The following is a 24,886-nucleotide window of genomic DNA, read 5'->3' on the forward strand; positions in this document are numbered from 1 at the left end:
ACTCGGTTCTTTTTTCGGCTGGCATTACTCACGTAATACAGTTGAAGACAAATCTGTATATATCTTATTTTTATGGTAAACTAACAAGTTTCGATTCTGTTTGATCTCTGCGTCAATTCTGGTTTTTATCCGTAAACGACTCCCTTTTCATTCATTCGTTTGCCTCCATTTTTATTGGTTTAGATAAGTCCTTATCTGCTAATACCTTAGAAAGGTTATTGTGTAACTATGCCTGATTCCATTAGGGCTTCGGGAAAGAAGATATGTTATAAAGTTTTTTATCAATTGTGTAAAAAAATGATTTATCAAGGCTACACAAGTCCCTCACAAATCAATAACGACTTAATAATTAATCAATTTTTATTATACTATTTAGTAGTAAATTATTACCTTTGGAGCTTCATTCATCGATCGGATTGTTTCCTCATCCATTTAGATTCAGTACAAGTATTTCACTAGAATTCTTTCCACTATTTTAATAGCCATCGCATGTTCATTAAGCCCTTGTTTTTAATTGTTGAAGATGATGAGGACGATCGAGATTTATTAAAGCTGGCGTATGAAGAAGGGGACTACGATTGTGAATTAGTTTTTGCAGAAGATGGTCACCAGGCCATTGAATTATTACAACAGCTACACACCTTACCAAGCATTGCTTTGCTTGATATTAATATGCCGCGAATGGGGGGACTGGATTTACTGGAAAAAATAAAGTCTTCTTCCGACTGGAGAAAGATGCCGGTTCTTATGCTTAGCACCACCTCTCGTTCTGAAACGATTTCGCAGGCTTATTCCATGGGAGCCAATTCTTACATTGTTAAGCCCAATAGCTTTCGGGATTTACATAAAATCTGGGATGCCGTTTATCATTTCTGGACTCGCACCGTACAGTTACCACCTTCGAAAGCTAGCTAAAAACCATACACTGATCATCCGTTTTTTGACGGATTTGACAGAGCGTTACCAAAGAAAAAGTCCTCTCCGTTTGCACCGAGAGGACTTTTCTTTTTGTGGAATGTGAGGGATTCGAACCCACGACCCCTACCCTGTCAAGGTAATACTCTAAACCAACTGAGCTAACATTCCAACAGCGTTTTGAGTCGCAAAAGTAATACATTAAAGTGAAATAAAGGCTTTTTTCTGCTTCTGTAAGGTAATAATTCGCATCAATACGATTAAACCTACGACAAAAACGGCAGCGATAACCAGCACACTGTATCGCATAGAGCCGGTTAGCTGAATAACGACGCCAAAGGCGAAGGTGCCGATGACCGTAGAAATTTTATCGCAAACGTCGTAGAAACTGAAAAACGAAGCCGTATCGTTGGTATTAACCGGTAATAGCTTCGCGTAAGTGGATCGGGATAAGGCCTGAATACCTCCCATCACCAATCCTACAATAAAGGCTAATACGTAAAACTGACTGCCCGTTTGGACGAAGAAAGCCCCCAGGCAAATGCCAATCCAGATGACCACAGCGATGATTAAGGCCTTGAAGTTACCCAGTTTTGCCGAGCATTTGGCAAACAGCCAGGCCCCCAGAATAGCGACGAGCTGAATGACCAGTAATACCGCAATAAGTGACCCAGAGTCGAGATGTAACTCTTTGTCGCCGAACAAGGTAGCTAAATACATCACCGTCTGAACGCCCATGTTGTAACAAAAATAAGCCATCAGAAAACGTTTCAGAATGGGCATATTCTGAAGCTGACCCATGACATGCTTTAGCTGACGAAAGCCATTAAAAAGCCAGTTCCCTTCAGCCTTTTTCTCAGAAGCTATTTCGGGCAGATTGGCAAACGTGTACTGAGCAAAGCCTGCCCACCAGCTTCCGACGGAAAGAAAAGCAATGCGGGGAGGCAGGCTATCGTCAGTGATGCCGTACCATTCTGGTTTCAAAACCATAGTTAAGTTGAAAATTAACAGAATTACACTCCCCACATAACCCATCGAAAAACCTCGGGCACTAACCGCATCGTAGCGGTCTTCGGTTACTATTTCGGGTAAGAAAGAGTTGTAAAAGACGATGCTTCCGGCCCAGCCCACCAGCGAAAAAATAAAGTAAAATGTAGAGCTGATGTAATTCTCTTTAGTGAAGAAAAAAAGCAGGGCACAGTTGATGGCTCCCAGGTAACAGAAGAACTTCATGAAAAGCTTTTTGCGACCAGAATAGTCGGCAATCGCTGAAAATAAAGGACTTGTCAGGGCAATGATGAGAAATGCAGCCGAGACTGCATAGGAAAAGACCACCGAATTCTGCAATTCGAAACCCCAGAAATTAACCAGATCAGGATCTTTGGTAACGGCAGTAGCTCCAAAGTAAATGGGAAAAATGGCGGTTACAATGACGAGTGCATGCACGGAGTTGGCCCAGTCATAAAAGCACCAGGCCCGAATCACTTTAGGATCATTTTTAATCAGCATATAGCTTTACAATTTGGAAAAAACGCAGAAATAGGTTTAGTGTGTGAATACTCAACTATGCATGAGCAGTGACTTTGTTTACTTTCATTTTTAACTCACCAGGTTGAGTAATTGGGGTGTAAGTAGGTAAATTTCTTTAATACTCAGCATATTTCCAGGAATCCGAGATCGAATATGAACCTTTTCAAGCCTAAAAGTAGTTAAGAATTACAAACGATCCTGTCTTCATTTTTTTCAATCAATCCCTTCCTATAGTTTAGAATTTTATTTATAATTAATATATAATTAGTTTAGTCATTGTCAATTCGATACCTTTGGCTATGCTTCTTTAATGTATTGCTGATTATAGCGATATTATACGCTTCCGCCATAGTTCAGGTAAGGTTGTTGTGCATGATGTCTCAAGCTTTTTTGCTAAATCAAGTGCAAACCAGTGAATCAGACTCCTGATGCTTTTTCACAAATCTTATGCTCACTATGAATAACAAGCCTCTTTTTTTAGTAGTAGATGATGATCAGGACGATCGGGATTTACTGGGGATGGCTTATAACGAAGGGACTTATAACTGTGATCTTGTTTTTGCAGAAAGTGGTCAACAGGCTCTGGACATTCTGGATAAATCCGCTGTTCAACCCTCTTTATTACTCCTCGATATCAATATGCCCGGCATGAATGGGTTGGAGTTACTTCAAAAACTGAAAGTTTCTGAACGCTACCGGGTTATGCCGATTGTGATTCTGACTACTTCCAGTAACTCCAAGACTATTGACGCGGCCTACCACATGGGAGCTAATTCTTATCTGATAAAACCAGATAATTTTAATAAGCTTTCCAAGGTATGGGACTCGTTGTACCATTTCTGGACTAGTACCGCCAAACTACCGATCTCCAGCACTTCTTTTATTGCAAGCTAGATTTTTATGTCTATGTTTGCTCTCTTATACGAAACTAACTACGGGACATCATTCCCAACTACCAATAACTAACAATCATGAAGCCCAAACCGCTCTTTCTGGTTGTAGAAGATAACGCCGATCACCGTTTTCTTTTGGAATGGAGTTATCAAAAAAGTAACCAAAGCTGTAATATTCTTTTTGCTGAAGATGGACTCAAGGCCATGGAAATTCTTGAAAATTCGCCAGTAAAGCCTGCTTTGATGCTTCTCGATTATGAACTTCCTTACCTGACAGGTCTCGAAGTAATGTCCCGGCTAAAGGGCTCCCCGCAATGGAAGCATTTACCCATTGTGATGATGTCCGCCAATGATGATCCGAAATTAGTTAATCAGGCTTACATCGCTGGTGCCAATTCTTTCCTGGGCAAACCCCAGAATTACGACGATTTCAAAAAAATCTGGAGCCTGGTTTTTGAATTCTGGTCATTAACGGCCAAGTTACCCTAGCTCGGTTACTCTATAAATAATTGTTAGTTAATAAATAAATTGCTGTTCAGCATTTTACTGACGAACCATCTATTATTAACTAATTACAAGAACTTACATCTGATTCCTACAAATCATTCCTGATGGTCAGGAATGATTTTTTTTGCCCCTATTAAAAATGATAGAGGCCATGATGTTCATTATTCTTATCCTTACTGCTGTCGTATTGGTTTCGCTGGTGAATTCCGTGCGAATCATCAGCCGCGAAAATTCCTCAGAATTTTAGTTTCTTCTCTTTCCTGAGCTAAATTCTTCTGGTGCTGGGGTATCCATTGCCGCGTTTCCGAAAATAATTCACTGGAACATAGTTTTACCCGAAGGTAATTAATCATTATCCAACGAAACCTTAAAGCTATGTCCCTAGTCATTGATACCGAGCCCCGGACCGGGGTTTCGTCAACGAGCTCCATTACTTTAAAAATTAATGGATCAGAAAAACGCATTTCCATTGCTCCCTGGACTACTCTACTCGATGCCCTGCGGGAACATCTGGATATGACCGGAACGAAAAAAGGTTGCGACCACGGTCAGTGCGGAGCCTGTACGGTGCTGGTGAATGGGAAACGCATTAACTCCTGTCTTACCCTGGCTGTCATGCAGGAAGGCAATGAAATTCAGACGATTGAAGGCCTTTCAAAGGGAAACGAACTTCATCCGCTTCAGGAAGCTTTTATTGAACATGATGCCTTTCAGTGCGGCTATTGCACGCCCGGACAAATTTGTTCAGCCGTAGGATTAATGAATGAAGGCAAAGCTCACAACGCCAGCGAAATTCGGGAATTGATGAGCGGTAATCTCTGCCGCTGCGGTGCTTATACTAACATTGTGGACGCCATTGAGGAAGTGATTAATAAAGAAGGGAGGAATGCCTAATGAATCCATTTGCCTACACACGAGCTTATGGCGTAGATACCGCCCTGAATGAAAAAACGGAACGTGCTCACTACATTGGTGGGGGTACGAATCTGATTGATTTGATGAAGGAAAACGTCATGCATTCGCAGTTGCTCATTGATGTGAACCATCTGCCTTTTCATGAAATCGAAGAAACGGAATCCGGTGGCCTGCTACTTGGAGCCATGATGACTAACGCAGAAACGGCATATCATCCACTGATTGAAGAGCGTTACCCTCTACTGGCAAAAGCCATTCTTGCCGGAGCTTCCCCTCAGTTGCGGAACATGGCTACCAATGGAGGTAACCTCATGCAACGCACCCGCTGTTATTACTTCTACGATACGGCTACGCCCTGTAACAAACGCGAACCCGGTTCGGGCTGTTCAGCTATCAATGGATACAATCGGATTCATGCCATTCTTGGTACTAGTTCTGAATGTATCGCTACCCATCCTTCTGATATGTGCGTAGCTCTGGCAGCTCTGGACGCAACCGTTCACGTCAGTGGCCGCAATGGAGATCGAACCATTGCCTTTAACGATTTCCATCGCTTGCCGGAAATGCATCCAGAAAAAGACAATACCCTGGAGTCCGATGAATTAATTACGGGAATTGAGTTACCAGAAAAAGGATTCAAAGATCACTTTACGTATATCAAAATCCGGGATCGTCAGTCGTATGCCTTTGCCTTAGTGTCGGTAGCTGCGGCTCTGGAACTGGACGGAGATACCATTACTGATGCCCGTATAGCTCTCGGTGGCGTGGCTCATAAACCCTGGCGAGATCAGGGAGCTGAATCGTTACTGAAAGGCAAAAAAGCGACAGAAGAGAATTTTGAACAGGTTGCGGAAACAATCCTGGCAAACGCCCAGGGGTATGGTCATAACACGTTCAAGATTGAGTTGGCCAAACGAGCCATCATCCGAGCCTTATCTGAAGCCACCGAAAACGTACATCTTTCATGAGTAATAAATATATCGGCCAGGCGACGCGTCGGGTAGACGGTCGGGCCAAAGTAACGGGACAAGCCAAGTATGCCGCCGAATTTCAAACCGAAGATCTGGCGTATGGCGTGGTTGTTTCCAGCACCATTGCTAAAGGCAAAATAACGGCTATCGATACTTCTGAAGCCTTGGTTTTAGAGGGAGTGATTCAGGTTTTTACGCATAACAATGTCTCAGGTCTGGCCTGGTTTGATAAAAGTTATAAAGACCAGGACTCGCCGCCGGGCTCTCCCTTCCGTCCTCTGAACGGACCGGAAATTAAATTCAGTCAGCAACCCATTGCTTTGGTAGTGGCTGAAACGTTTGAGTTGGCTAGTTATGCCGCTACACTGGTTAAGGTAGACTACGAAACCGAAGGCCCGGTTGAGGTAGAAATTCGGGATCATCTCGATAAAGCTTTCGATCCCGGTAAGGGAAAACAGGGGTATAAGAAACCTAAAAACCGAGGCAATTTTGCGAAGGAATTTGCGAAGTCTGACGTGCGGTTCGAGACCAGTTATTACCACGGAGCGGAACACCACAATCCCATGGAAATGCATGCTTCGACGGTTATTTACGAAGCTGACGATCATCTAACGATTTACGACAAAACCCAGGGAGTATTTAACAGCCAGAATTACGTAACCGGAATTTTTGGTTTGTCGAAGAAACGGGTTCGGATCGTCTCTCCTTTTGTGGGTGGAGCTTTTGGCTCGGGCTTACGTCCCCAATATCAACTATTTATGGCAACGCTGGCTGCGTTGGAATTAAAGCGTTCGGTGCGGGTTACCCTTACCCGCCAGCAAATGTTTTCCTTCGGCCACCGCCCGGCAACGCTACAGAAATTGTCACTAGGAGCGTCTCAGGATGGCACCTTACAGGCCCTGAATCACGCGGCCTATTCTGAAACGTCCCGTTTTGAAAATTATACAGAGACCATTGTAGACTGGTCGGGAGCGATGTATAAGTGCGATAACGTTTCCTACGACTATAAGCTCATTGCAGGTGATTTGTACACGCCCCTGGATATGCGGGCTCCCGGAGCAGCAACGGGAGTGTATGCCATCGAATGTGCGATGGATGAACTGGCTTATAAACTCCGCATGGATCCGGTGGAATTACGTTTAAAAAATTACACCGAAGAAGACGCCAATCAGGGCAAACCTTATTCAAGCAAGGAACTGAAAGCCTGTTTCCAGCAGGGAGCCGAGAAGTTCGGTTGGTCGAAGCGGAACCCGGAACCCCGATCCCTGCGGGAGGGTAAAACATTGATTGGCTGGGGCATGGCCACGGGTATGTGGGATGCCATGTTCGTTCCCTCCCGAGCGAAGGCATTTTTATCGGCAGATGGAAAGCTAACGGTAAGCAGCGGAACTTCCGATATTGGAACCGGCACCTATACCATCATGACGCAGATTGCAGCCGAAACGCTTGGAATGCCCATGGAGCAAGTGACTTTCAAGTTAGGTGATTCGTCCCTGCCCCTTGCCTACCTGGAAGGCGGTTCGGCGACGGCAGCGTCCGTAGGAAATGCCGTTCGGATTACCTGCGAGAATATTCGGGAAAAGTTACTTAAGCTACTTTCCCGTACCAGTTACGCTCCTTTGGCTGACCGCCCGCAGGAAGATCTGGAATTTGCTGATGGAAAAATTCGCCTCAAAGCGGATCCTGAGATTTGTATCTCCTACTCCGATATTCTGAAGCAAGCGGGTGAAAACTACCTGGAGGATACTTCGACAGCCTTACCCAACATGCTCAAGCAAATGGATTATGCCCGGAACACGCACTCGGCCGTTTTTGTAGAAGTTCGGGTAGATGAAGATTTCGGAACGGTTCGGGTGAGTCGAATGGTCAGTGCTATCGCTGGCGGTAAAATTCTCAATCCGAAGACAGCCCGTAGCCAGATCTTGGGCGGAATGGTTTGGGGCATTAGTAAGGCTCTGGAAGAAGAAAGTCAGGTAGATTCAAACTTTGGCCGATTTATGAACCATAACTACGCCGAATATCATATTCCCGTCAATGCAGACATTCCGGCTGAGATGGAAGTGATCTTCGTGGAAGAAAACGATGATGTCGTAAATCCGATGGGCATTAAAGGCCTGGGCGAAATTGGTGTTGTTGGCGTAACTCCGGCCATCGTCAACGCTATTTTCCACGCCACGGGCAAACGCATCCACGAATTACCCGTCACCCTGGACAAGATCATTATGGAAGATCTGGTTGTAGAGTAGTCAATTCTTCGGTAATAAAAAGGCCAGCCTGAAACGTTTCAGGCTGGCCTTTTGTATATAATCTAATAATGATTTATAAAACAAAAACGAATCAAAAACTCAACACTTTAAACCCAAGACAATAAATGGTGACCCTTCGATACAGTCCTTTTTCCCCTGAAGACGTTGAAAAAATTCGATCTATTTTTAATCAGTATGCTCTGGGTTTGGGTATAGATTTATCGTTTCAGAATTTCGAGCACGAGTTACAGATATTACCTGAGTTATACGGTTCTCCTGCTGGATGCGTCATTCTGGCCGAGGACGAAAACGATCAGGTGGTGGGTTGCGTGGCCCTTAAACCTCTAAAAGAATCCGGCGTTTGCGAAATGAAACGCTTGTTCGTCCATTCTAGTCAACGCGGCACCGGATTGGGCCGAAAACTGGCCGAGGAAGTCATCCATTACGCCAGAAAAGCGGGCTACCAGACCATGAAACTCGATAGTCTGGAACGATTAACCTCCGCTATTCGTCTTTACCAATCACTGGGATTCGAGCCCACCGAACCTTATGTTTTCAATCCCCTGGCTGAGGTGGTTTACATGAAGCTTGATTTATAATGATTTAGTCGCTTCGTACAGCTTCATGAATCGCTCAAAAATTTGCTGGTATTGAGCCGCGTTCTCTGGATTAGGCTTGAACGAACGATCCACCTTCAGACCTTTCAGCTTTTCCTGATGGTCCTGAATAAATCCGGCGGCTTTCATGCCCATCAAGGCAGCCCCCCAAGCACCAGCTTCTACGCTTTCGGGCAAACAAACCGTTTTTCCGCACACATCGGCCAGCATCTGCACCCAGCGTTCGCTCTTGGCAAAACCACCCGAAGCGTAGATTTCATGCACGTCTTCCCGTTCTTCCAGAATCCGAACGATGGAATACGTATGCAGGCAAATACCTTCCAGAACGGCCCGAATGAAATGGGCTGAAGTGTGCTGAAGCGTCAGCCCGTAAAAACTACCTTTGGCGTGAACATTCCAGATCGGAGCCCGCTCACCGAGTAAGTACGGCAGGAACACTAAATCTAGTGAGCCCACGGGAATTTTCGATGCTTTCTCAGTGAGTTCATCTTCCGACTGCCCCGGGAAAAATTCATCCCGTAACCATTGAAAAACCACTCCACCGGAGTTGGTTCCTCCCCCAATGATATACGTCTCTTCATCCAGTAAATAGCAGAACGTCCGTTTCTGATTGTCCAGAATGGGCTTTTTCGAACTTACCCGCACGGCTCCGCTGGTGCCGATGGTAATGGCTACCCGACCGGGCGTTACGGCCCCTGTTCCGAGATTAGCCAGGCAACCATCCGAAGCCCCGATTACCCACTGCGTATCTTTTACTTTTTCGATGGATGATTCGTATAAATCCAGTACCCCATGATTGATTTCCGAAACGGAATAATAGGTAGAAACGGGTTTGGAAAGCTTATCAGCCGTGATGCCAGCGGTCTTCAGAGCCAGTTCGTTCCACACCAGCTTATGGATATCAAACATCGCCGTAGCCGAGGCCAGGGAATAATCAATGACCCATTCGCCCGTGAGCTTATACCAGATGTATTCTTTGATCCCAACAAATTTGAAGGCCGTTTGAATCAGGTTTGGCTCGTGTTTTTGCCACCACATTAACTTACAAAGCGGAATCATCGGATGGAGGGGCGTTCCGCAGGCTTCGTAAATCTGTTTACCTGTTTCACTATGGACTAAAGAATCTGCTTCTTCCGTAGCTCGATTATCCGCCCAGATGATCAGATTAGTGAGCGGATTTCCCTCCGCATCTACCGCCATCAGGCTATGCATGGCCGCACAAAACGTGATCGTCCGAACGGGAGCATCCAGCTCCTTGATAACCTTTTGTAAACAATTCTCTACTGCTTCCCAGATTACTCTAGCGTCCATTTCGCTAAAATCAGGTTCCGGGTGAATCATTTCATACCCCTGATTATGCTGACTTTTTACCACTCCTGAATCATCAAAAGCAACGGCTTTGGTGTTCGTGGTTCCGATATCTATTCCAATCCAGTATTCCAACGTTTTTTTCTGATTATGATATACCCATGAACCTATTCACTGGTTTTGGTATAATTCTGTTAAGTTTAGGCGGAGGAACCCATCGCGGCCTCCCTAATCGTTTCTCAAACTTAGTACTTTCATTGATTTGTAAAAGCCATGCCCTATCCAGCTTCTGAATTAATTCTCAATCCCGACGGTAGTATTTATCACTTAAAACTCTTGCCAGAAGAGGTAGCAGATACCGTAATCGTTGTTGGAGACCCCGACCGGGTCGGAATGATTTCCCAGTTTTTTGATCGAATTGAAATAAAAAAACAGCACCGCGAGTTTGTAACGCACACCGGTTCTATTGGAAAAAAGCGGTTAACCGTGGTTTCTTCAGGCATTGGTTCGGATAATGTAGAGATCGTCATGACGGAACTAGATGCCGTTCGGAACATTGATCTTAAACGTCGCGAACCGCTGCCTTCTCTTAATCCTCTGAAAATCATCCGCATTGGTACTTCAGGAAGTTTGCAATACGATATTCCGGTGGGATCGGTAGTGGCATCCAGCTCAGGGGTGGGTCTGGACGGCTTACTTGATTTTTATGATACCGACGAATCACGCTGGTATCCCGAATTTTGTCAGGAATTAAAAGATGTCCTGCAATTAAGGTTACAGCCTTACGCCGTTGATGGTTCTCAAACCTTACTCGATGGGTTCACTACCCGACTCATTCCCAACGTTTTTGCCGGGATCACGTTAACCTGCCCCGGCTTTTACGCCCCGCAGGGACGCAGCCTTCGATTGGCCCCGAAAATTCTAAATAGCATCGACACGCTGAATCAGTTCAACTGGAATGGGAATCGAATTACCAATTTCGAAATGGAAACAGCAGCTTATTATTTATTTGGAAAAATGCTCGGACACGAAATGCTTTCACTGAGTGCTATTGTAGCGAATCGGGTCAGTAACGAGTTTGCTCCTGCCCCGGAGCAAGTCGTTCAAAAACTAATCCGCGATACTCTGGACTGGTTGATTTAGCGGTTGTTAGTTGTTAGTTGTTAGTTGTTAGTTGTTAGTTGTTAGTTGTTAGTTGTTAGTTGTTAGTTGTTAGTTGTTAGTTGTTAGTTGTTTATCAAATAAATTTATTTCTCAAAAAATAGTCTCTAGTTCACCGCTGCCAGCTTTTTCGCTGGCAGCAATAACTTAGGCTATGAGGTCTATTTTGGTCAAGTAAGCTGTTGCTGCCAGCGAAAAAGCTGGTCGGGCAACGCTGGCAGCGGCATGATCAAACTACCTCTTCAGTAAAGCTGGACGTGTTTGGCTGGCAGCGGTAGAAGTCAACCATTAGTAGCAGTCCCAATAGAAGTAGGCCTTTGAAAAGTCCTTCTTCTTTAGATCATCTGGATTAATAAACACGTTAGCTACGCCTGAATCGCCAAACATGATCTTTTCATCGCTATCAATTTGTAATAACAGCAAATCATTTTTCTTATACGGGCTGTAAGATCTAACATCCTGCTGTGTGAAATAGGCATACCCTCCTACTTTACTGCCCCCCGATGTAAAAAAGGTGCCCAGTTGTTTTGCCTCTTCTTCAGCTAATGATTCTTCAAAATCCCAATAGTCCTGTTCACCAAACATATAATCAAACCGCTCATCCGCTACACCACCATATTCTACGCTTTTTTCAAACTGCAAGGCGTGTTCGCTTAAAATGGGACTGTCCAGGTAAAAATCATCAGTTAGAAAAGAAAAGTCTTTCTGAGGTTCCTGCGTCAAATTTTCATGGTATAAAACGGCGTATTCCTCCATGTCATACCAATCGTCGGGTGATACGAATAATTGCAGAATACCCTCGGAAGGGTACTCAGGTAAAGAAGGCAGTTCCGAAAAATTAATCTGAGCCAGTAGAATCATGGGGGTTCCCTTACTGTCTTCGGGATAATCCATACCGACCGGAAGAAAAGGCAGGCCTAAAAATTTGCTTTGCGTAATACTTAAGGACTCGCCATTGGCAATTGGAGTAGCATTGATCAGTACCGTCTCCATTTTATATTTCTCCAGGTCTGCCTGATAGGGACTAAGAAATTCGGGAAAGTTCATCATGACTTATAGGTGAGTAGGATCGTAAAACTTATGATCTGTAGGCTATTTTTCATTGCTGAAGTTACAGGGTAATGAATGACTGCATTCTCCGTACGTATTCTTTTTTTAAGAATTATACTCTAACTGTTTGATTACTAAATACCTATCTTACTCTCATAGGTGACTTTATAAATTTCTAAAAAATTATTACTCTACTAATTCTATAGATAATATATTTTCATATATATTTGCATCATCCAACCACAACACGGGCTGTGTGGTCGAGTGGTGAGGCAGAAGCCTGCAAAGCTTCCGACGCGGGTTCGAGTCCCGCCACAGCCACCAGATCGCATCCTCCTGACAGACTATAAACGCTTATTGCCATGTTATACGAAATTGAAGATGAAGCGGGGCAAATTAATACAGTAAAAATTAAGCCTCTGATTAATAAACGACCCGAACGCGTAAGCCCTTTCAAGGAAGGTCAGACGGTTCCTTCCTTCTCGCTAAAAGCGAGCTCTGGGGTCTGGAATGCCTCGTTGGCAGATCTGTTTCAAAGTCGGCATGAGCTAAGTCTGGCAGAACTGGTTCAGAAAAAACCGTTGGTATTGAGTTTCTATTGCCCCTGCTGGAACGCCTATGCTCCCAAGCATTTACGGGTGCTGCAAACCCTCAACCAAAGCATTAAGGGATTAGGTGGCGAGTTACTGGTACTTTCCAACGAGCCTGCTCCTATGCTGCAACAATTGGCTGATTACGAAGACCTGGATTTTAATCTGGCTTATGATCGCCACAATCAGATTGCCCGCAGTTTTGGGGTTTACTCTGATTTTCACCCCCTTTGGGAACGGGTCTCCGGCATTTCCGACGACGCCTATATACCCGCCGTTTACGTCATTAACCGTCAGCGAAAAATCGTCTATGACTTTGTTGACGAAAACCTCGAACTAGCTCCCAATGCCCGGGCCTTACTAACTGCCCTATACGTTAATCGTTAGTTAGTACGAGAGATAAGGTTTTACTTAACCAAAACCATGTTCTGTTTTTTCAGAATTTGACTATTAAGTAAGTGTGTATGCAATCAAGGAAAAAAATGCCACTGGATCTTCCGGCGGCATTTTTAGTTAGTTTATGATTCTGAAGGCATTACCACTGAATTTTTAATAGTCGTTCTGCCGCTTGTTGCAGCATGTCGTTATCCTTTGCGAAGCAGAATCGCAACAGTTTTTGATCGGTTTTTTGCTGATAAAAAACGGAGGTCGGAATGGAAGCGATGCCGTATTCTCTGGTTAATCGAATGGCTAATTCGGCATCCCCTTCTTCACTTAACCCCTGATACGAAAGGCTCTGGAAAAACGTACCCTGCGAAGGCTTCCAGCTAAAGGCCGAACCTTCGAGATTCTCAAGAAAAAAATCCCGTTTTTGCTGATAAAATTCTGCAACGGAAAGGTAATGCTCCGGTTCCTGCAAGTAGTCCGCTAAAGCGAACTGAATGGGAGTAACGGTACTGAAGGTCAGGTATTGATGAATTTTTCGAAATTCAGTGCTCAATTCTGCCGGAGCGAGACAGTAACCCACCTTCCAGCCCGTGATGTGAAACGTTTTGCCAAAAGAGCTACAGACGAACGTTCGTTCCATTAAGTCGGGATGTTGGGCTACTGAAACATGAGGAATTCCATCGAAGGTAATGTGTTCATAGACCTCATCGGCTACAAGGTAAATTTCCCGCTCTTTAATCAATCTTGCTAACTGATTCAGATCGTCCTTATGCCAAACCTGACCCGTCGGGTTATGCGGCGTATTAATGATCATCAGCCGAGTTCGATCCGTTATTTTTTCGGACACTTCCGACCAACTAACTTTAAAATCAGGGGCTTGCAAACTGATAAAAACCGGAACACCGCCGTTCAGTTCAATCGCCGGAACGTAGCTATCATACGCTGGCTCAAAGATTATAACCTCATCGCCCGGACTAACCACCGCTGAAATAGCAGCAAAAAGAGCTTCGGTTGCTCCAGAAGTAACCGTAATTTCTCGTTCAGGATGGTAAATCAGCCCCGAAATCTGTTCGGTTTTCTGAGCCAGCATTTCACGCAACGGAGCCACACCCGTCATTGGAGCATACTGATTAACTCCCTTTCGAAGGTAGGTCTCGACCCGATTGATTAACTCCGGGGCGGCATCAAAACTCGGAAAACCCTGTGACAAATTTAAAGCCCCGTGTTGCTGGGCCAGTTGCGACATCGTCGTGAAGATAGTCGTACCGACGTTCGGTAATTTCGTTTTCAAAGGGAGAAAAACTAATAAATGTGAATATCCATTAAACGGTGAATCAGGACTCGCGATTCACGGCCAGCTTAGCCGCCAGTTCGGCACTCGTGCTTTCTTCCGCATAGACCCCATAAGCCGAGATCAACACTCCTCTCTCGCCGTCGCGAGATTCAATTGCGTACACAATTACATTATCATCAGGATCGGACATACCTTCCAGTCGCACCGTTTCTACTATTTCAAACGCTTCAGGTTTCAGTCGCAGGTTTTCCTGCGAACAATGAATGGAATCTGGTTCGAGATTAAAATCCAGCGTAAATCCTTCTTTCTTCAATCGTTCCAGCACCTGGATCAGGGTTTCTTCTGTTGGTTGTGCCATCGTTGCCTATAGGTTAAAAAGTGAAGAACTACGGGCAAGGTACTGGTTTTGCTCGTAGTTCTTCACTGCTAACTGATGATTTCATCATTGATTTATTCGTACACCCAATGCACGTATTGACGACGCAGAAAACCCGAAGTAAAGACTAGTACTACGCTAATCACGTTTAGTCCCACTAATAGCCAGGCATTTTCGGTAAAAGCATAGAACATCAGAATCAGGCCACAAATGCGAGCGTACTCCAGATACAAAACCCAGGTTTTTTTTTCTAAAATCGCACCGATGTTAATCAGCGTTAGCAGAATAAAAACGCCGCCGCCGATACGAATACTTGAGGGCCAGTAATGATCCAGTAAAATCAGGAAAAAGAGCAGAACGGAAACGGCCACCAGTTGAGCAATAACGTAAATTCGCATGTGGCGACTGACCACCACTTCCGGTTGTTGAGACAGAAATATTTCCTCCAGTTCTCCCCTGACATTAGGATCGAAGTTAGCTGGCTTTCCAAAAACGACACCGAGTTTATTGAGAAAACCGGGCGTCTTTTTCACTGAAAGTGCAATCTCCATTAAAAAATGGAAATGCTGCCAGAGAAAACTATAACTCTTTAAAGGCTTCGTTAAGCCATAGACTGGCGTTTCGGTTTCTTCGACGAACGTACCAAAAATCTTATCCCAGATAATCAGCACATCGCCGTAGTTTTTATCAAGATATATTTCATTACTGGCGTGATGAACGCGGTGGTGCGAAGGAGTAACGAAAATGTATTCCAGCCAGCCCAATTTTCCTACCAATTGGGTATGCGTAAAGAAGGGATAGGCTCCGTGAATGAGTAATAACACCGTAATCATCTCCGCAGAAAATCCAATTAGCGGTAAGACGCACCAGAAAGCTCCCCGGACGATGGCCTGGAAAACCGTGATCCGTGCGGCAACGGTATAATTGAATTCCTCGCTTTGATGATGCACCACGTGAACACCCCAGAAAAGGTTAATCTCGTGGGCAAAGCGGTGGTACCAGTACCAGACCAGATCTGTCGCCAGAAAAAGCAGAATAAACGTCCAGGCGTTCTCCTTAATGTCAAAAAGGGCAAAATGCTGATGAATAAAGTCGAAGACGTAATAGAAAAGACTGCTAACGTACAAGTCGCTAAGCCGTTCGGCTATGCCTACCCCAACGTTGGTAGCGGAATCGGCAAAGTGATGGACTTTTTTTTGTTGACGTAAGGATAGATAATACTCTAAGCCAATGAAAAAAACGAATAGTGGGATGGCAAAGGCGAGAATGTTGAAGTCCAGACCTTTCATAGAATTTATGGTTATGTACGCAAAAAATTGGGTAATCTTATGCGGTAATCGGGAACACTTTAGAAACGCCGGAAACGGCCATTATTCTTCGAATTAATACTTGTTCAGGTTCATGTAGCTCCACTTTGATGATGCCGCGTTGGGTATGCTCCTGATAATCGAAATCGACCTGGCGAACGCGATTCCCTTTTCGGCGGCTAACGGCATTCAGTACTTCATATACCAGCAGGCGGCTGGAATTACCCTGAATTTTTAAGTCAATAATAGGATTGTTCATGGCTTTTCGGTTGATACAGCAAATTAAAACTATTTATCCTATAAAATAAGTAGATTAATATACTTTTATATGTTAAATATTTTAAATATTTGACAATCAGAGTTTTACTTTTTAAAAGCAGCTTTAGCTTTTTTAGTTCAAAAATCCCCCCTCTTTTTACCAATTCTGTATCAGAGCCAAACGTACCGTTTACTAATAAATATTGATATTAGTTATTATATTAGACAATAAGCTTTAATATTACCCCGATTTAAAAGCAGCCTTTACCCTTAATAGTAATCCAAAATGGATTTAGAAAACGCTAAAAACGTTGCCCTTCTGGCTATATCCCAATACGGCGGGAAAGTATTACTTGCCTTAGCTACATTTCTGATCGGTCGTTTTATCATCGGAAAATTGATCCGGTTTTTGTCCAGTCGCATGAATCAAAGTAAGATCGATCGGGACGTACAACCTTTTCTTTCTTCCATGATTAATGTCCTACTGAATGTCATGCTTCTGCTGAGCTGTGCGGGCATTCTGGGGATTGAAACGACCTCTTTTGTAGCCATTCTGGGTACGGCGAGTTTAGCCGTAGGGCTGGCCTTGCAGGGAAGTCTGGCGAACTTTGCAGGAGGCGTGTTGATTCTGATTTTTAAACCTTTTCGGGTGGGTGACTTGATAGAAGCTCAGGGATTTACAGGGGTCGTGGAAGCCATTCAGATTTTTAACACCATTTTAGTTACTCCCGATAATAAAACCATCATTATCCCCAACGGGCCCCTATCGACCAGCCCTTTAACGAATATTTCCGGCAAAGGTATAATCCGGGTGGATATGGTCTTTGGGGTGGGAAGTCAGAATACCTTGGAAGCCACCAAATCGGCCATTCAGAAAGCGGTAGACGCTTGCCCTCATGCTCTGAAAGACCGACCACACGATGTGTTACTAACCAAACTTCAGCCCGATTCGGCTACGTATGATGTTCGTGTCTGGACCACTCCTGCTCATTACTGGGATACTTATTACTTTATGCAGGAACAAATCAAACGGCAATTTGATCAGGATGGCATTCAGGCCGCACAAAAAGTGATTTACATCAAACAGTAGCGATCATTTTAATTTTCATAAAAAAGGGAGCTTTCAGGAAGCTCCCTTTTTTATGAAAATTACTATAACCATCTAAAATACAGACCATTACACATCTACCAGCATCGTCTGCAAGCTTAAGGATTTGTTAAATCGTGAATATATTATTCTACTAATTTGGTGGAGTAGTAAATACTCTACTATTTTTGTAGGTAAACAATACTGCATGGAATCCACGCCAGACCTCATTCAATCGACCCAACCTAGACCTTCCAAAGCTAAAGTGCGTCGAAAAAACCCGTTTGAAGAAGCCATCATTACGCTCTGGAAAAGAGAACGTAAACCTGCGGAGGTTTTTATTCATATAGTTAATGCCCTGGCATTAATGATTGTTGGTCATTTGATCTTCAAATTTCTGACAGTAGAGAACATCATTACCGCTTTCAATTCTATTACCGTTGATATTCTGTGGTATGTTCTCGGTGGCTTTCTGGCTCAGATGGTAGATGGAGCTCTGGGCATGGCGTATGGCGTTTCAGCCGCTACTTTTCTGGCTGGCGTAGGCGTTTCCCCTTCCGTGATTTCCATGAGTGTCCATACTTCTGAAATATTTACCAGCGGCGTTTCGGGTTATATGCACCTGAAATACGGTAACGTGAATGCCAAGCTATTTAAAGTTATTCTGATTCCCGGCGTCATTGGAGCGGTATTAGGGGCTTATTTACTTTCTTCGGTGCTGGAAGAATACATGGATTACGTAAAACCCGCCGTCTCCGTTTATACCCTCATCCTGGGGATCGTCATTATCCGCAAAGCCCTCACCAAGCGTCAGAAAAAGAACCCGATCAAAATGATTGGCCCCTTGGCCTGGTTTGGTGGATTTATGGACTCCATTGGCGGTGGCGGCTGGGGACCTATCGTTTCATCTACTCTGATTGCTTCGGGTCGGCATCCCCGGTATACGATTGGCTCGGTCAATCTGGCTGAATTTTTTATCTCCTTCTCTTCTTCCTTGACTTTCTTTTTAGTCATCGGACTTTCGCAGTGGCAGGTAATCCTGGGCTTAATTCTCGGAGGAGTGATTGCGGCTCCCATCGCGGCTCGTCTGGCCAGTAAGTTACCCCTCAAGGCCATGATGATTATGGTAGGTATTGTGGTGATCCTAGCTAGCTTGAAACGACTGATTGGGTAGAGCGTTTGGAGTTTATTTGTTTTGGGTTTTGAGTTATATGTAGATAAAAAAGAAAAGGGATCGAAATTCGATCCCTTTTTTACTGTAGAGACGCGATCAATCGCGTCTAATCCGCACAAAATCAATTATTAGTCAACCTATTATTACAGGTATGACTACCACTTCCCTACGCATTCGATTAACGAACGCGATGAATCTATTATCGCTGAGCAGCCAATAGATATAACACTGCCATCCGCGTAGCTACGCCATTTTCTACCTGATTTAAAATAATGGAATGCTCGGGAGAATCGGCGGCATCGGAGCTTAACTCCACCCCACGGTTAATGGGGCCGGGGTGCATTAATACAATGGGTTTATCCAGTTCATCCAGCATGGCTTTGGTTATGCCATAATACAACGAATATTCCCGCAGACTTGGAAAGTACTTCACCTGCAAACGTTCCAGTTGAATCCGTAGTACGTTCGCTACGTCGCACCAGCGTAAGGCTTCGCGAACGTCATGCGAAACGATGACGCCCAGATCACGAATGTACCGAGGGATCAACGTGCTCGGACCGCAAACCATTACTTCGGCACCCAGTTTTTTCAGACAGAAAATATTCGAAAGTGCTACGCGAGAGTGTAAAATATCGCCAATGATCGCCACTTTCTTACCCGCCACATCACCCAGTTTTTCACGAATGGAAAATGCATCCAGCAAGGCCTGCGTGGGGTGTTCGTGCGTACCGTCGCCCGCATTTACCACATTAGCAGGAATGCGTGTAGACAGGTAATGCGGTGCTCCGGGTGAACTGTGACGCATCACGATCAGATCTACTTTCATAGACAGGATGTTATTCACCGTATCCAGCAGGGTCTCCCCTTTTTTTACCGAACTTCCTGAAGATGAAAAATTAATTACGTCAGCAGAAAGACGTTTTTCGGCCAGCTCAAACGACAGACGGGTACGCGTAGAGTTTTCAAAAAAGACGTTTGCAATGGTAAGGTCACGCAGGGAAGGAACCTTCTTAATGGGGCGATTGAGCACTTCCTTAAACTCGTCAGCGGTTTGGAAGATGAGCTGAATATCCTCTTCAGTGAGGTCTTTAATGCCTAGTAAATGTCTTGTACTTAGCACGTTCGTATAAATTAAGTTTCCGTTGATGAGCGAAAACAAATGGTGTATTCAAAAAAAGCCCCCTCAAAAAGATCGGAGGGGGAAACATCTATTCCATTAATCACTGAGCCAAATACCGTCTTTCTCGTGGCCTTGTTCTTTCCATTCCACGATTACCCGCTGCGTATCGAGCGTGTTGACTTTCATACCTACGTAATCTGGAGCGAGAGGAATATCACGATTGTATCGACGGTCAATCAATACCGCCAGTTCAATGCGTTCCGGGCGACCAAAGAAGGTCATGGCATCCAGAGCGGCCCGTACCATCCGACCTGTCGCAATCACGTCGTCCACCAGAATTACCTTTTTCCCTTCAATGGTAAAAGGAATTTTAGTCTGGTTCGGACGAACGATTGACTCCCGGCGGCGGAAGTCGTCCCGGTGAAAAGTAGCGTCGAGCCAACCGAAAGGGATAGTCGTTTCGGTGGTCTGTTGTAGTTCCTGATGAATTCGTTGGGCCAGATGAATACCCCGGGGTTGCAGACCCAGAATAACGGTATCTGCAAATAATTGGTGATTCTCAATAAGTTGTTGGCACAATCGACTAATTGTGATTTCCAACAAGGGACTGGCAAGAAGCAATCGTCGCTGCATAGGATGGCAAAATTAGGCAAACGAAATTAGGATTTAGGAATCCTAAGGGGCGAAATTCGCTTTTCAATTGCGAAATAATTGCGGATGCGTTGATCTTCTGTACAATGTGCCAAAGAAATTTATCCGTTTAATCTAAAAATACATGAAGTATCTCATCGCGGGTCTGGGAAACATTGGCCCGGAATATGCCCTGACCCGTCATAACATCGGGTTTATGGTTCTGGATCGGCTGGCGGCTCAGGAAGGATTAAAATTTGATATAGGCCGACTGGCTTACGGAGCCGAACTCAAGTATAAAGGTCGTACGATATACCTGATCAAGCCTACTACGTACATGAACCTGAGCGGGAAGGCGATTAACTACTGGATGAAGGAATTAAAAATTCCCATTGAAAATACGTTAACTATTACGGATGACATTGCCCTTCCCTTCGGAAAACTTCGCGTTCGTTCCAAAGGATCGCACGGCGGACACAACGGGTTACGAAATATTCAGGAAATTTTTGGTACGGATCAATACGCTCGTTTACGGTTTGGTGTCGGAGGCGATTTCCCGAAAGGACGACAGGCGGATTACGTTTTGGGTGAATTTCCAAAGGCTGAATTAGAGTTAATTCCCGAGCGTCTGGATAAATGCATTGACATTCTTTTGTCTTTTTGCACTTTAGGAATTGACAAGACGATGAATAATTTTAACGAATGATTGTACTTATTAAAGAATTTTCAATTTTTGGAAAGTAATATTTTCAGGAACTTTATTCCATATTTATCCATATAATATTTTACCTAACGGTCTTTTTGTATCAAATTTTTCGTAATAGTGCTTTTAAAATAGGATATTATTCCGAATAATATTTTGAAATTGTAATTTTCCAAGTTTGGACTTTTAAATTAGTGTATCTACATTTGTAATGTCAAACGAGGACAAGTAAATTGTAAAATACCAGGAAGTATCAGAAATGATTTGTAACTTTGTGGTAGTTACCAGAAAAGAAGTTGAAGATTTGATTTTGCAGTAAAATTAAGTTTTCAAAAAATAGTTTCTTTTCGAAAGCTTTAGCGAAATTGCAGAAATTTCATTTCGCAGGATTTGTTCTCTTTGGAATGCATTTTTTGGAACTATGTTTACTAGTGAAGAGTTCCAAAACCAGACACGAAGGAAAGATAAGTGAAAGAGGCCGTGTCGTATTATTCACAAGAGGTTAGCGTTTTTTCATAGTAAAATAGGTTTAGAGGTTAAGTGGGATAAGGTTGAGCGTTTCGCTCGGCCTTATTTTGTTTTATAGCTATACTGACATTCGTAGCCTTTCTTCAGGGTTTTCCATCCTAAATTCCCCAGCCCATCTATTCTCCCATCGGAATGAGCTCAGAAGTATTACTTTGCTTCATCACTGACCAATACTTTTGAGATCGTATGTTCAAACGTTACCTGCTCCTCGGAGCTTTCTTCCTCCCATTTGTTAGTCATGCTCAGGAAATAGTGAATCGCGACCCGGAAATTGAGCGTTATGTCAAAGCTATTTCGGCAGATTCCATGAAAGCCAGTGTAGAAAAACTGGTTTCCTTTGGCTCTCGTCACACCATGAGTTCAGTCACGGATGCCACAAAAGGAATTGGAGCGGCTCGTCGATGGACGCTTTCCAAATTTCAATCTTACGCTAAAAACTCCGGTGGCCGTTTAACCGCAGAACTACAAAGCTGGACCTTAAAACCCGACGGTCGCCGGATTGATAAGGAACACGAAATTGCCAATGTCGTCGCTACCTTAAAAGGCACCGATCCTGCGGATGATCGCGTTTTTGTTATTTCTGCTCACATCGATTCCCGTGCTTTCGACATTATGAACCGGGATATTGATTCGCCCGGTGCCAATGACGATGCGTCTGGAGTAGCCACGGCTTTGGAGCTGGCTCGGGTTATGGCTCAAGCCAAATTTCCGGCTACCCTTGTCTTTTTGATTGTGAGCGGGGAAGAACAGGGTTTATACGGAGCGGATTATTATGCTCAACAGGCCGTTGATAAAAAATGGAATCTGGAAGCCATTCTCAATAACGATACCATGGGTTCCTCAGCCGGAAGTGAAACGAGTGTTATTGATAACACGAGACTTCGGGTTTTCAGTGAAGGCTTACCCGCCTACCAGACTGCCGAGCAGGCCGCTACAATTCGGTCCATTGGGGCGGAAAACGACGGAAAAACGCGTCAGTTAGCTCGTTACATGAAAGAGGTGGGCGAACGTTACGTTGAAAATCTGGAAGTGGTTTTGATTTACCGAAACGACCGTTTTCAACGCGGGGGTGATCATACGCCTTTTGTCAATCGTGGGTTTGCGGCGGTTCGTATTACCGAAATGAATGAAAACTTCGATCATCAGCACCAGGATATTCATACCGAAAAAGGTAAAGAATACGGCGATTTGATCAAGTTCATGGATTTTGAATACCTCCGTAAAAATGCCGGAGTTAACCTGGCCACCCTGGCAAACTTAGCCAAAGCTCCACAAATGCCTCAGGAGGTCAAGATTGAAGTAAAAGGATCGGCCAATTATGCTAAACTGAATTGGAAAGCTCCGAAAAGCGGAAAAGTGAAGGGCTATTATGTGTTAATGCGGGAAACCTATCAGCCTTTCTGGCAAAAGAAGTTTTTCGTGACGGATACATCAGTTACGCTCCCTTACTCGCGTGACTCTTATTTCTTCGCCGTTCAATCCATCACGGAAGGCGGAAATGAAAGCTTACCCGTGATTCCTCTGCCCACTGGGCGTTAATAGAATACGAACATCCCGAAAGTTATTGCTAGTAAGTTCTTATCGTTATTGAATAACCATTGGAGGAAAGTTCCCCCGCAGTCGCTCGGCTCTAGCCGAGTGACTACCTAGCTCTAGGCCTCTGGCCGGTAGAATGCGAACCCCTAGCGAGTTAGGGAACAACTTTTCCCCGACCAAAACAGGCTGGCAACCATCGGCCGGAGGCCTACCAGACTACAGCGTCACTCGGCTAGAGCCGAGCGACTGCGAAGGTAACTTGATTAAACCAGCCCCGCCCCATTCCACCCAAGGTCTCTCCCTGCGTTCGAGATGACAAGCGGGGAAGTGGGTTCCTACCCCCGCAGTCGCTCGGCTCTAGCCGAGTGACTACCTAGCTCTAGGCCTCTGGCCGGTAGAATGCGAACCCCTAACTAGTTACAAAACAACTTTCTCAAACAAAACAGGCTGGCAACCATCGGCCAGAGGCCTACCAGACTACAGCGTCACTCGGCTAGAGCCGAGCGACTGCGAAGGTAACTTGATTAAACCAGCCCCGCCCCATTCCACCCAAGGTCTCTCCCTGCGTTCGAGATGACAAGCGGGGAAGTGGGTTCCTACCCCCGCAGTCACTCGGCTCTAGCCGAGTGACTACCTAGCTCTAGGCCTCTGGCCGGTAGAATGCGAACCCCTAGCGAGTTAGGGAACAACTTTCCCCCGACCAAAACGGGCTGGCAACCATCGGCCAGAGGCCTACCAGACTACAGCGTCACTCGGCTAGAGCCGAGCGACTGCGAAGGAACCCCATCTGTCTTCCAGAGCCAACCGAAGTACCTCCTCTGGTGAGAGATTCCCCTCGTTCCTAAAATAAGGCAGGTGGAACCTGCCTTATCTCCGAGTCTGTCAGTCCTAGAAAGTGAAGAATTGCATTTCGATTCGCCTGAAGATATTCCATTTAAATTTTTAGAGAGTCTCTAAAAATTTCGGGATGTTCGTGCTAGTAAGTTCTTATCATTATTGAATAATCTATGACTTAACCATAAAGCCAAGAATATCAATCCAATAACTAACAACCGCGGTCGCTAAAAACTATGAACTACTCGGCTTTCACCTCGCCGCCCAAATTAGAACTGACGTTCTTCCGGGAAGGCTTTCCTTTGTAACGAACGGCTCCGCCGGTATTAGCCGAGGCATCCAGCCGTTGCGTAACGGTAATCCACGCCACTCCGCCCGTGTTCGCTTTTACGAAAGCGTCCTCACTTGTTAAGTTATAAGCGTGAATTTCTCCACCGGTATTTACACTGGTTTGTTGTTCAGAAGCCTTACCCGACAACTCCAGAACGGCCCCCTGAGCAGCTTTTGCCTTCAGATTGCGAACGTCGGCTTCGAGGGTAATCTGGCTTCCGGTAGCCGCCTGAAGATCCAGATCGCGGGTTTGCACCACCTGCAATACTTTCACATCGGCACCCACACCCGTATACAGTGATTCAAGATTGGTGTAAGCCAGACTCACGTGAATGTCACTGGCCCGGCAATCCCCTTTCTTGACAACTTCCTTTTCCCATTTCTGACGGATAATTAACTCATCGTTCTTCGTTTCAACGGTTACTTTAGAATCGTCCAGCGATTTTGGGGTGGTGATTACCAGTGATGGACTGTCATTCTTTAATAACTCGGCTGTTACGCATCCCAGAATTCTGACTTTATTAAAGGACTTAATATCAATCGTTTTGGTTTGCTGAGCGTAACCAGACAGGGAGGCTAAAAGCCCGAAGGCCACTAATTGATAAGATTTCATAAGATT

The 24,886-nt window shown here is 44.7% G+C and carries 23 protein-coding genes and 2 tRNA genes; 14 read left to right on the forward strand and 11 right to left on the reverse strand.

Annotated features, from left to right (window positions below):
* Positions 1–489 precede the first annotated feature (489 nt).
* A complete protein-coding gene (locus QE390_RS18245; protein ID WP_106638296.1) occupies positions 490–915 on the forward strand; it encodes a response regulator in 426 nt (141 codons plus the stop codon).
* 96 nt (positions 916–1,011) lie between these two features.
* On the opposite strand, the gene QE390_RS18250 is transcribed toward QE390_RS18245, so the two are convergent.
* Positions 1,012–1,086, reverse strand: a tRNA-Val gene (locus QE390_RS18250).
* 30 nt (positions 1,087–1,116) lie between these two features.
* Positions 1,117–2,424, reverse strand: coding sequence for an MFS transporter (locus tag QE390_RS18255; protein ID WP_307143228.1), 1,308 nt, complete (start codon positions 2,422–2,424; stop codon positions 1,117–1,119).
* Between the two features lie 477 nt (positions 2,425–2,901).
* Between QE390_RS18255 and QE390_RS18260 the strand changes: the two genes are divergently transcribed.
* The 6 genes from QE390_RS18260 to QE390_RS18285 all read left to right on the forward strand — a co-directional run bounded on the left by QE390_RS18260 (position 2,902) and on the right by QE390_RS18285 (position 8,576).
* Positions 2,902–3,339, forward strand: a complete 438-nt coding sequence (locus tag QE390_RS18260; protein ID WP_157830462.1) for a response regulator — start codon at positions 2,902–2,904, stop codon at positions 3,337–3,339.
* Positions 3,340–3,416: 77 nt separating this feature from the next.
* Complete coding sequence (locus QE390_RS18265) at positions 3,417–3,827, forward strand: response regulator (protein ID WP_106638294.1); 411 nt, start codon at positions 3,417–3,419, stop codon at positions 3,825–3,827.
* A gap of 393 nt (positions 3,828–4,220) precedes the next feature.
* On the forward strand, positions 4,221–4,739 hold the full coding sequence (locus tag QE390_RS18270; protein ID WP_106638293.1) for a (2Fe-2S)-binding protein: 519 nt from the start codon (positions 4,221–4,223) through the stop codon (positions 4,737–4,739).
* Positions 4,739–5,728, forward strand: coding sequence for a xanthine dehydrogenase family protein subunit M (locus QE390_RS18275; protein WP_106638292.1), 990 nt, complete (start codon positions 4,739–4,741; stop codon positions 5,726–5,728). The genes QE390_RS18270 and QE390_RS18275 overlap by 1 nt, the downstream gene beginning before the upstream one ends.
* Positions 5,725–7,977: a xanthine dehydrogenase family protein molybdopterin-binding subunit gene (locus QE390_RS18280; RefSeq protein ID WP_307143229.1), complete on the forward strand. Its 2,253-nt coding sequence runs from the start codon at positions 5,725–5,727 to the stop codon at positions 7,975–7,977. Before QE390_RS18275 ends, QE390_RS18280 begins: the two co-directional genes overlap by 4 nt.
* A 125-nt stretch (positions 7,978–8,102) precedes the next feature.
* A complete protein-coding gene (locus QE390_RS18285; RefSeq protein ID WP_307143230.1) occupies positions 8,103–8,576 on the forward strand; it encodes a GNAT family N-acetyltransferase in 474 nt (157 codons plus the stop codon).
* On the opposite strand, the gene QE390_RS18290 is transcribed toward QE390_RS18285, so the two are convergent.
* Entirely contained in the window at positions 8,571–10,037 is a 1,467-nt protein-coding gene (locus tag QE390_RS18290) for a gluconokinase (RefSeq protein WP_307143231.1), read from the reverse strand. The genes QE390_RS18285 and QE390_RS18290 overlap by 6 nt on opposite strands.
* 138 nt (positions 10,038–10,175) lie before the next feature.
* Between QE390_RS18290 and QE390_RS18295 the strand changes: the two genes are divergently transcribed.
* Positions 10,176–11,045, forward strand: a complete 870-nt coding sequence (locus QE390_RS18295; protein ID WP_307143232.1) for a nucleoside phosphorylase — start codon at positions 10,176–10,178, stop codon at positions 11,043–11,045.
* A gap of 306 nt (positions 11,046–11,351) precedes the next feature.
* On the opposite strand, the gene QE390_RS18300 is transcribed toward QE390_RS18295, so the two are convergent.
* Positions 11,352–12,113, reverse strand: coding sequence for a YwqG family protein (locus QE390_RS18300; RefSeq protein WP_307143233.1), 762 nt, complete (start codon positions 12,111–12,113; stop codon positions 11,352–11,354).
* Positions 12,114–12,363: 250 nt separating this feature from the next.
* Between QE390_RS18300 and QE390_RS18305 the strand changes: the two genes are divergently transcribed.
* Together QE390_RS18305 and QE390_RS18310 are read left to right on the forward strand one after the other, a co-directional pair.
* Positions 12,364–12,437, forward strand: a tRNA-Cys gene (locus tag QE390_RS18305).
* A gap of 38 nt (positions 12,438–12,475) precedes the next feature.
* On the forward strand, positions 12,476–13,090 hold the full coding sequence (locus QE390_RS18310; protein ID WP_307143234.1) for a redoxin domain-containing protein: 615 nt from the start codon (positions 12,476–12,478) through the stop codon (positions 13,088–13,090).
* 148 nt (positions 13,091–13,238) lie between these two features.
* Here the strand turns inward: QE390_RS18310 and QE390_RS18315 are convergent, their stop codons facing one another.
* The 4 genes from QE390_RS18315 to QE390_RS18330 form a co-directional block, all read right to left on the reverse strand.
* Entirely contained in the window at positions 13,239–14,381 is a 1,143-nt protein-coding gene (locus QE390_RS18315) for a methionine aminotransferase (RefSeq protein WP_307143235.1), read from the reverse strand.
* A gap of 43 nt (positions 14,382–14,424) precedes the next feature.
* On the reverse strand, positions 14,425–14,742 hold the full coding sequence (locus tag QE390_RS18320) for a phosphoribosylpyrophosphate synthetase (protein ID WP_106638284.1): 318 nt from the start codon (positions 14,740–14,742) through the stop codon (positions 14,425–14,427).
* Between the two features lie 92 nt (positions 14,743–14,834).
* Entirely contained in the window at positions 14,835–16,049 is a 1,215-nt protein-coding gene (locus QE390_RS18325; protein ID WP_307143236.1) for a sterol desaturase family protein, read from the reverse strand.
* A 37-nt stretch (positions 16,050–16,086) separates the two neighbouring features.
* Positions 16,087–16,326, reverse strand: a complete 240-nt coding sequence (locus QE390_RS18330; RefSeq protein WP_106638283.1) for a hypothetical protein — start codon at positions 16,324–16,326, stop codon at positions 16,087–16,089.
* Positions 16,327–16,611: 285 nt separating this feature from the next.
* On the opposite strand from QE390_RS18330, the gene QE390_RS18335 reads away from it, so the two are divergent.
* Positions 16,612–17,415: a mechanosensitive ion channel family protein gene (locus tag QE390_RS18335; RefSeq protein WP_307143237.1), complete on the forward strand. Its 804-nt coding sequence runs from the start codon at positions 16,612–16,614 to the stop codon at positions 17,413–17,415.
* A gap of 205 nt (positions 17,416–17,620) precedes the next feature.
* The gene (locus QE390_RS18340) at positions 17,621–18,586 is read left to right on the forward strand and encodes a sulfite exporter TauE/SafE family protein (RefSeq protein WP_307143238.1); all 966 of its coding nucleotides are present in this window, start codon (positions 17,621–17,623) and stop codon (positions 18,584–18,586) included.
* Positions 18,587–18,785: 199 nt separating this feature from the next.
* On the opposite strand, the gene QE390_RS18345 is transcribed toward QE390_RS18340, so the two are convergent.
* Both QE390_RS18345 and pyrR read right to left on the reverse strand, forming a co-directional pair.
* Positions 18,786–19,706: an aspartate carbamoyltransferase catalytic subunit gene (locus tag QE390_RS18345; protein WP_106638305.1), complete on the reverse strand. Its 921-nt coding sequence runs from the start codon at positions 19,704–19,706 to the stop codon at positions 18,786–18,788.
* A 96-nt stretch (positions 19,707–19,802) separates the two neighbouring features.
* A complete protein-coding gene (pyrR, locus tag QE390_RS18350) occupies positions 19,803–20,339 on the reverse strand; it encodes a bifunctional pyr operon transcriptional regulator/uracil phosphoribosyltransferase PyrR (RefSeq protein ID WP_307143239.1) in 537 nt (178 codons plus the stop codon).
* A gap of 142 nt (positions 20,340–20,481) precedes the next feature.
* Between pyrR and pth the strand changes: the two genes are divergently transcribed.
* Together pth and QE390_RS18360 are read left to right on the forward strand one after the other, a co-directional pair.
* Positions 20,482–21,042, forward strand: a complete 561-nt coding sequence (gene pth, locus QE390_RS18355; protein ID WP_106638279.1) for an aminoacyl-tRNA hydrolase — start codon at positions 20,482–20,484, stop codon at positions 21,040–21,042.
* 711 nt (positions 21,043–21,753) lie between these two features.
* On the forward strand, positions 21,754–23,106 hold the full coding sequence (locus tag QE390_RS18360; protein WP_307143240.1) for a M28 family metallopeptidase: 1,353 nt from the start codon (positions 21,754–21,756) through the stop codon (positions 23,104–23,106).
* 1,072 nt (positions 23,107–24,178) lie between these two features.
* On the opposite strand, the gene QE390_RS18365 is transcribed toward QE390_RS18360, so the two are convergent.
* Complete coding sequence (locus tag QE390_RS18365) at positions 24,179–24,880, reverse strand: head GIN domain-containing protein (RefSeq protein ID WP_307143241.1); 702 nt, start codon at positions 24,878–24,880, stop codon at positions 24,179–24,181.
* Positions 24,881–24,886: the final 6 nt, after the last annotated feature.

It is taken from the genome of Siphonobacter sp. SORGH_AS_1065 (assembly GCF_030818595.1).
GTDB lineage: Bacteria > Bacteroidota > Bacteroidia > Cytophagales > Spirosomataceae > Siphonobacter.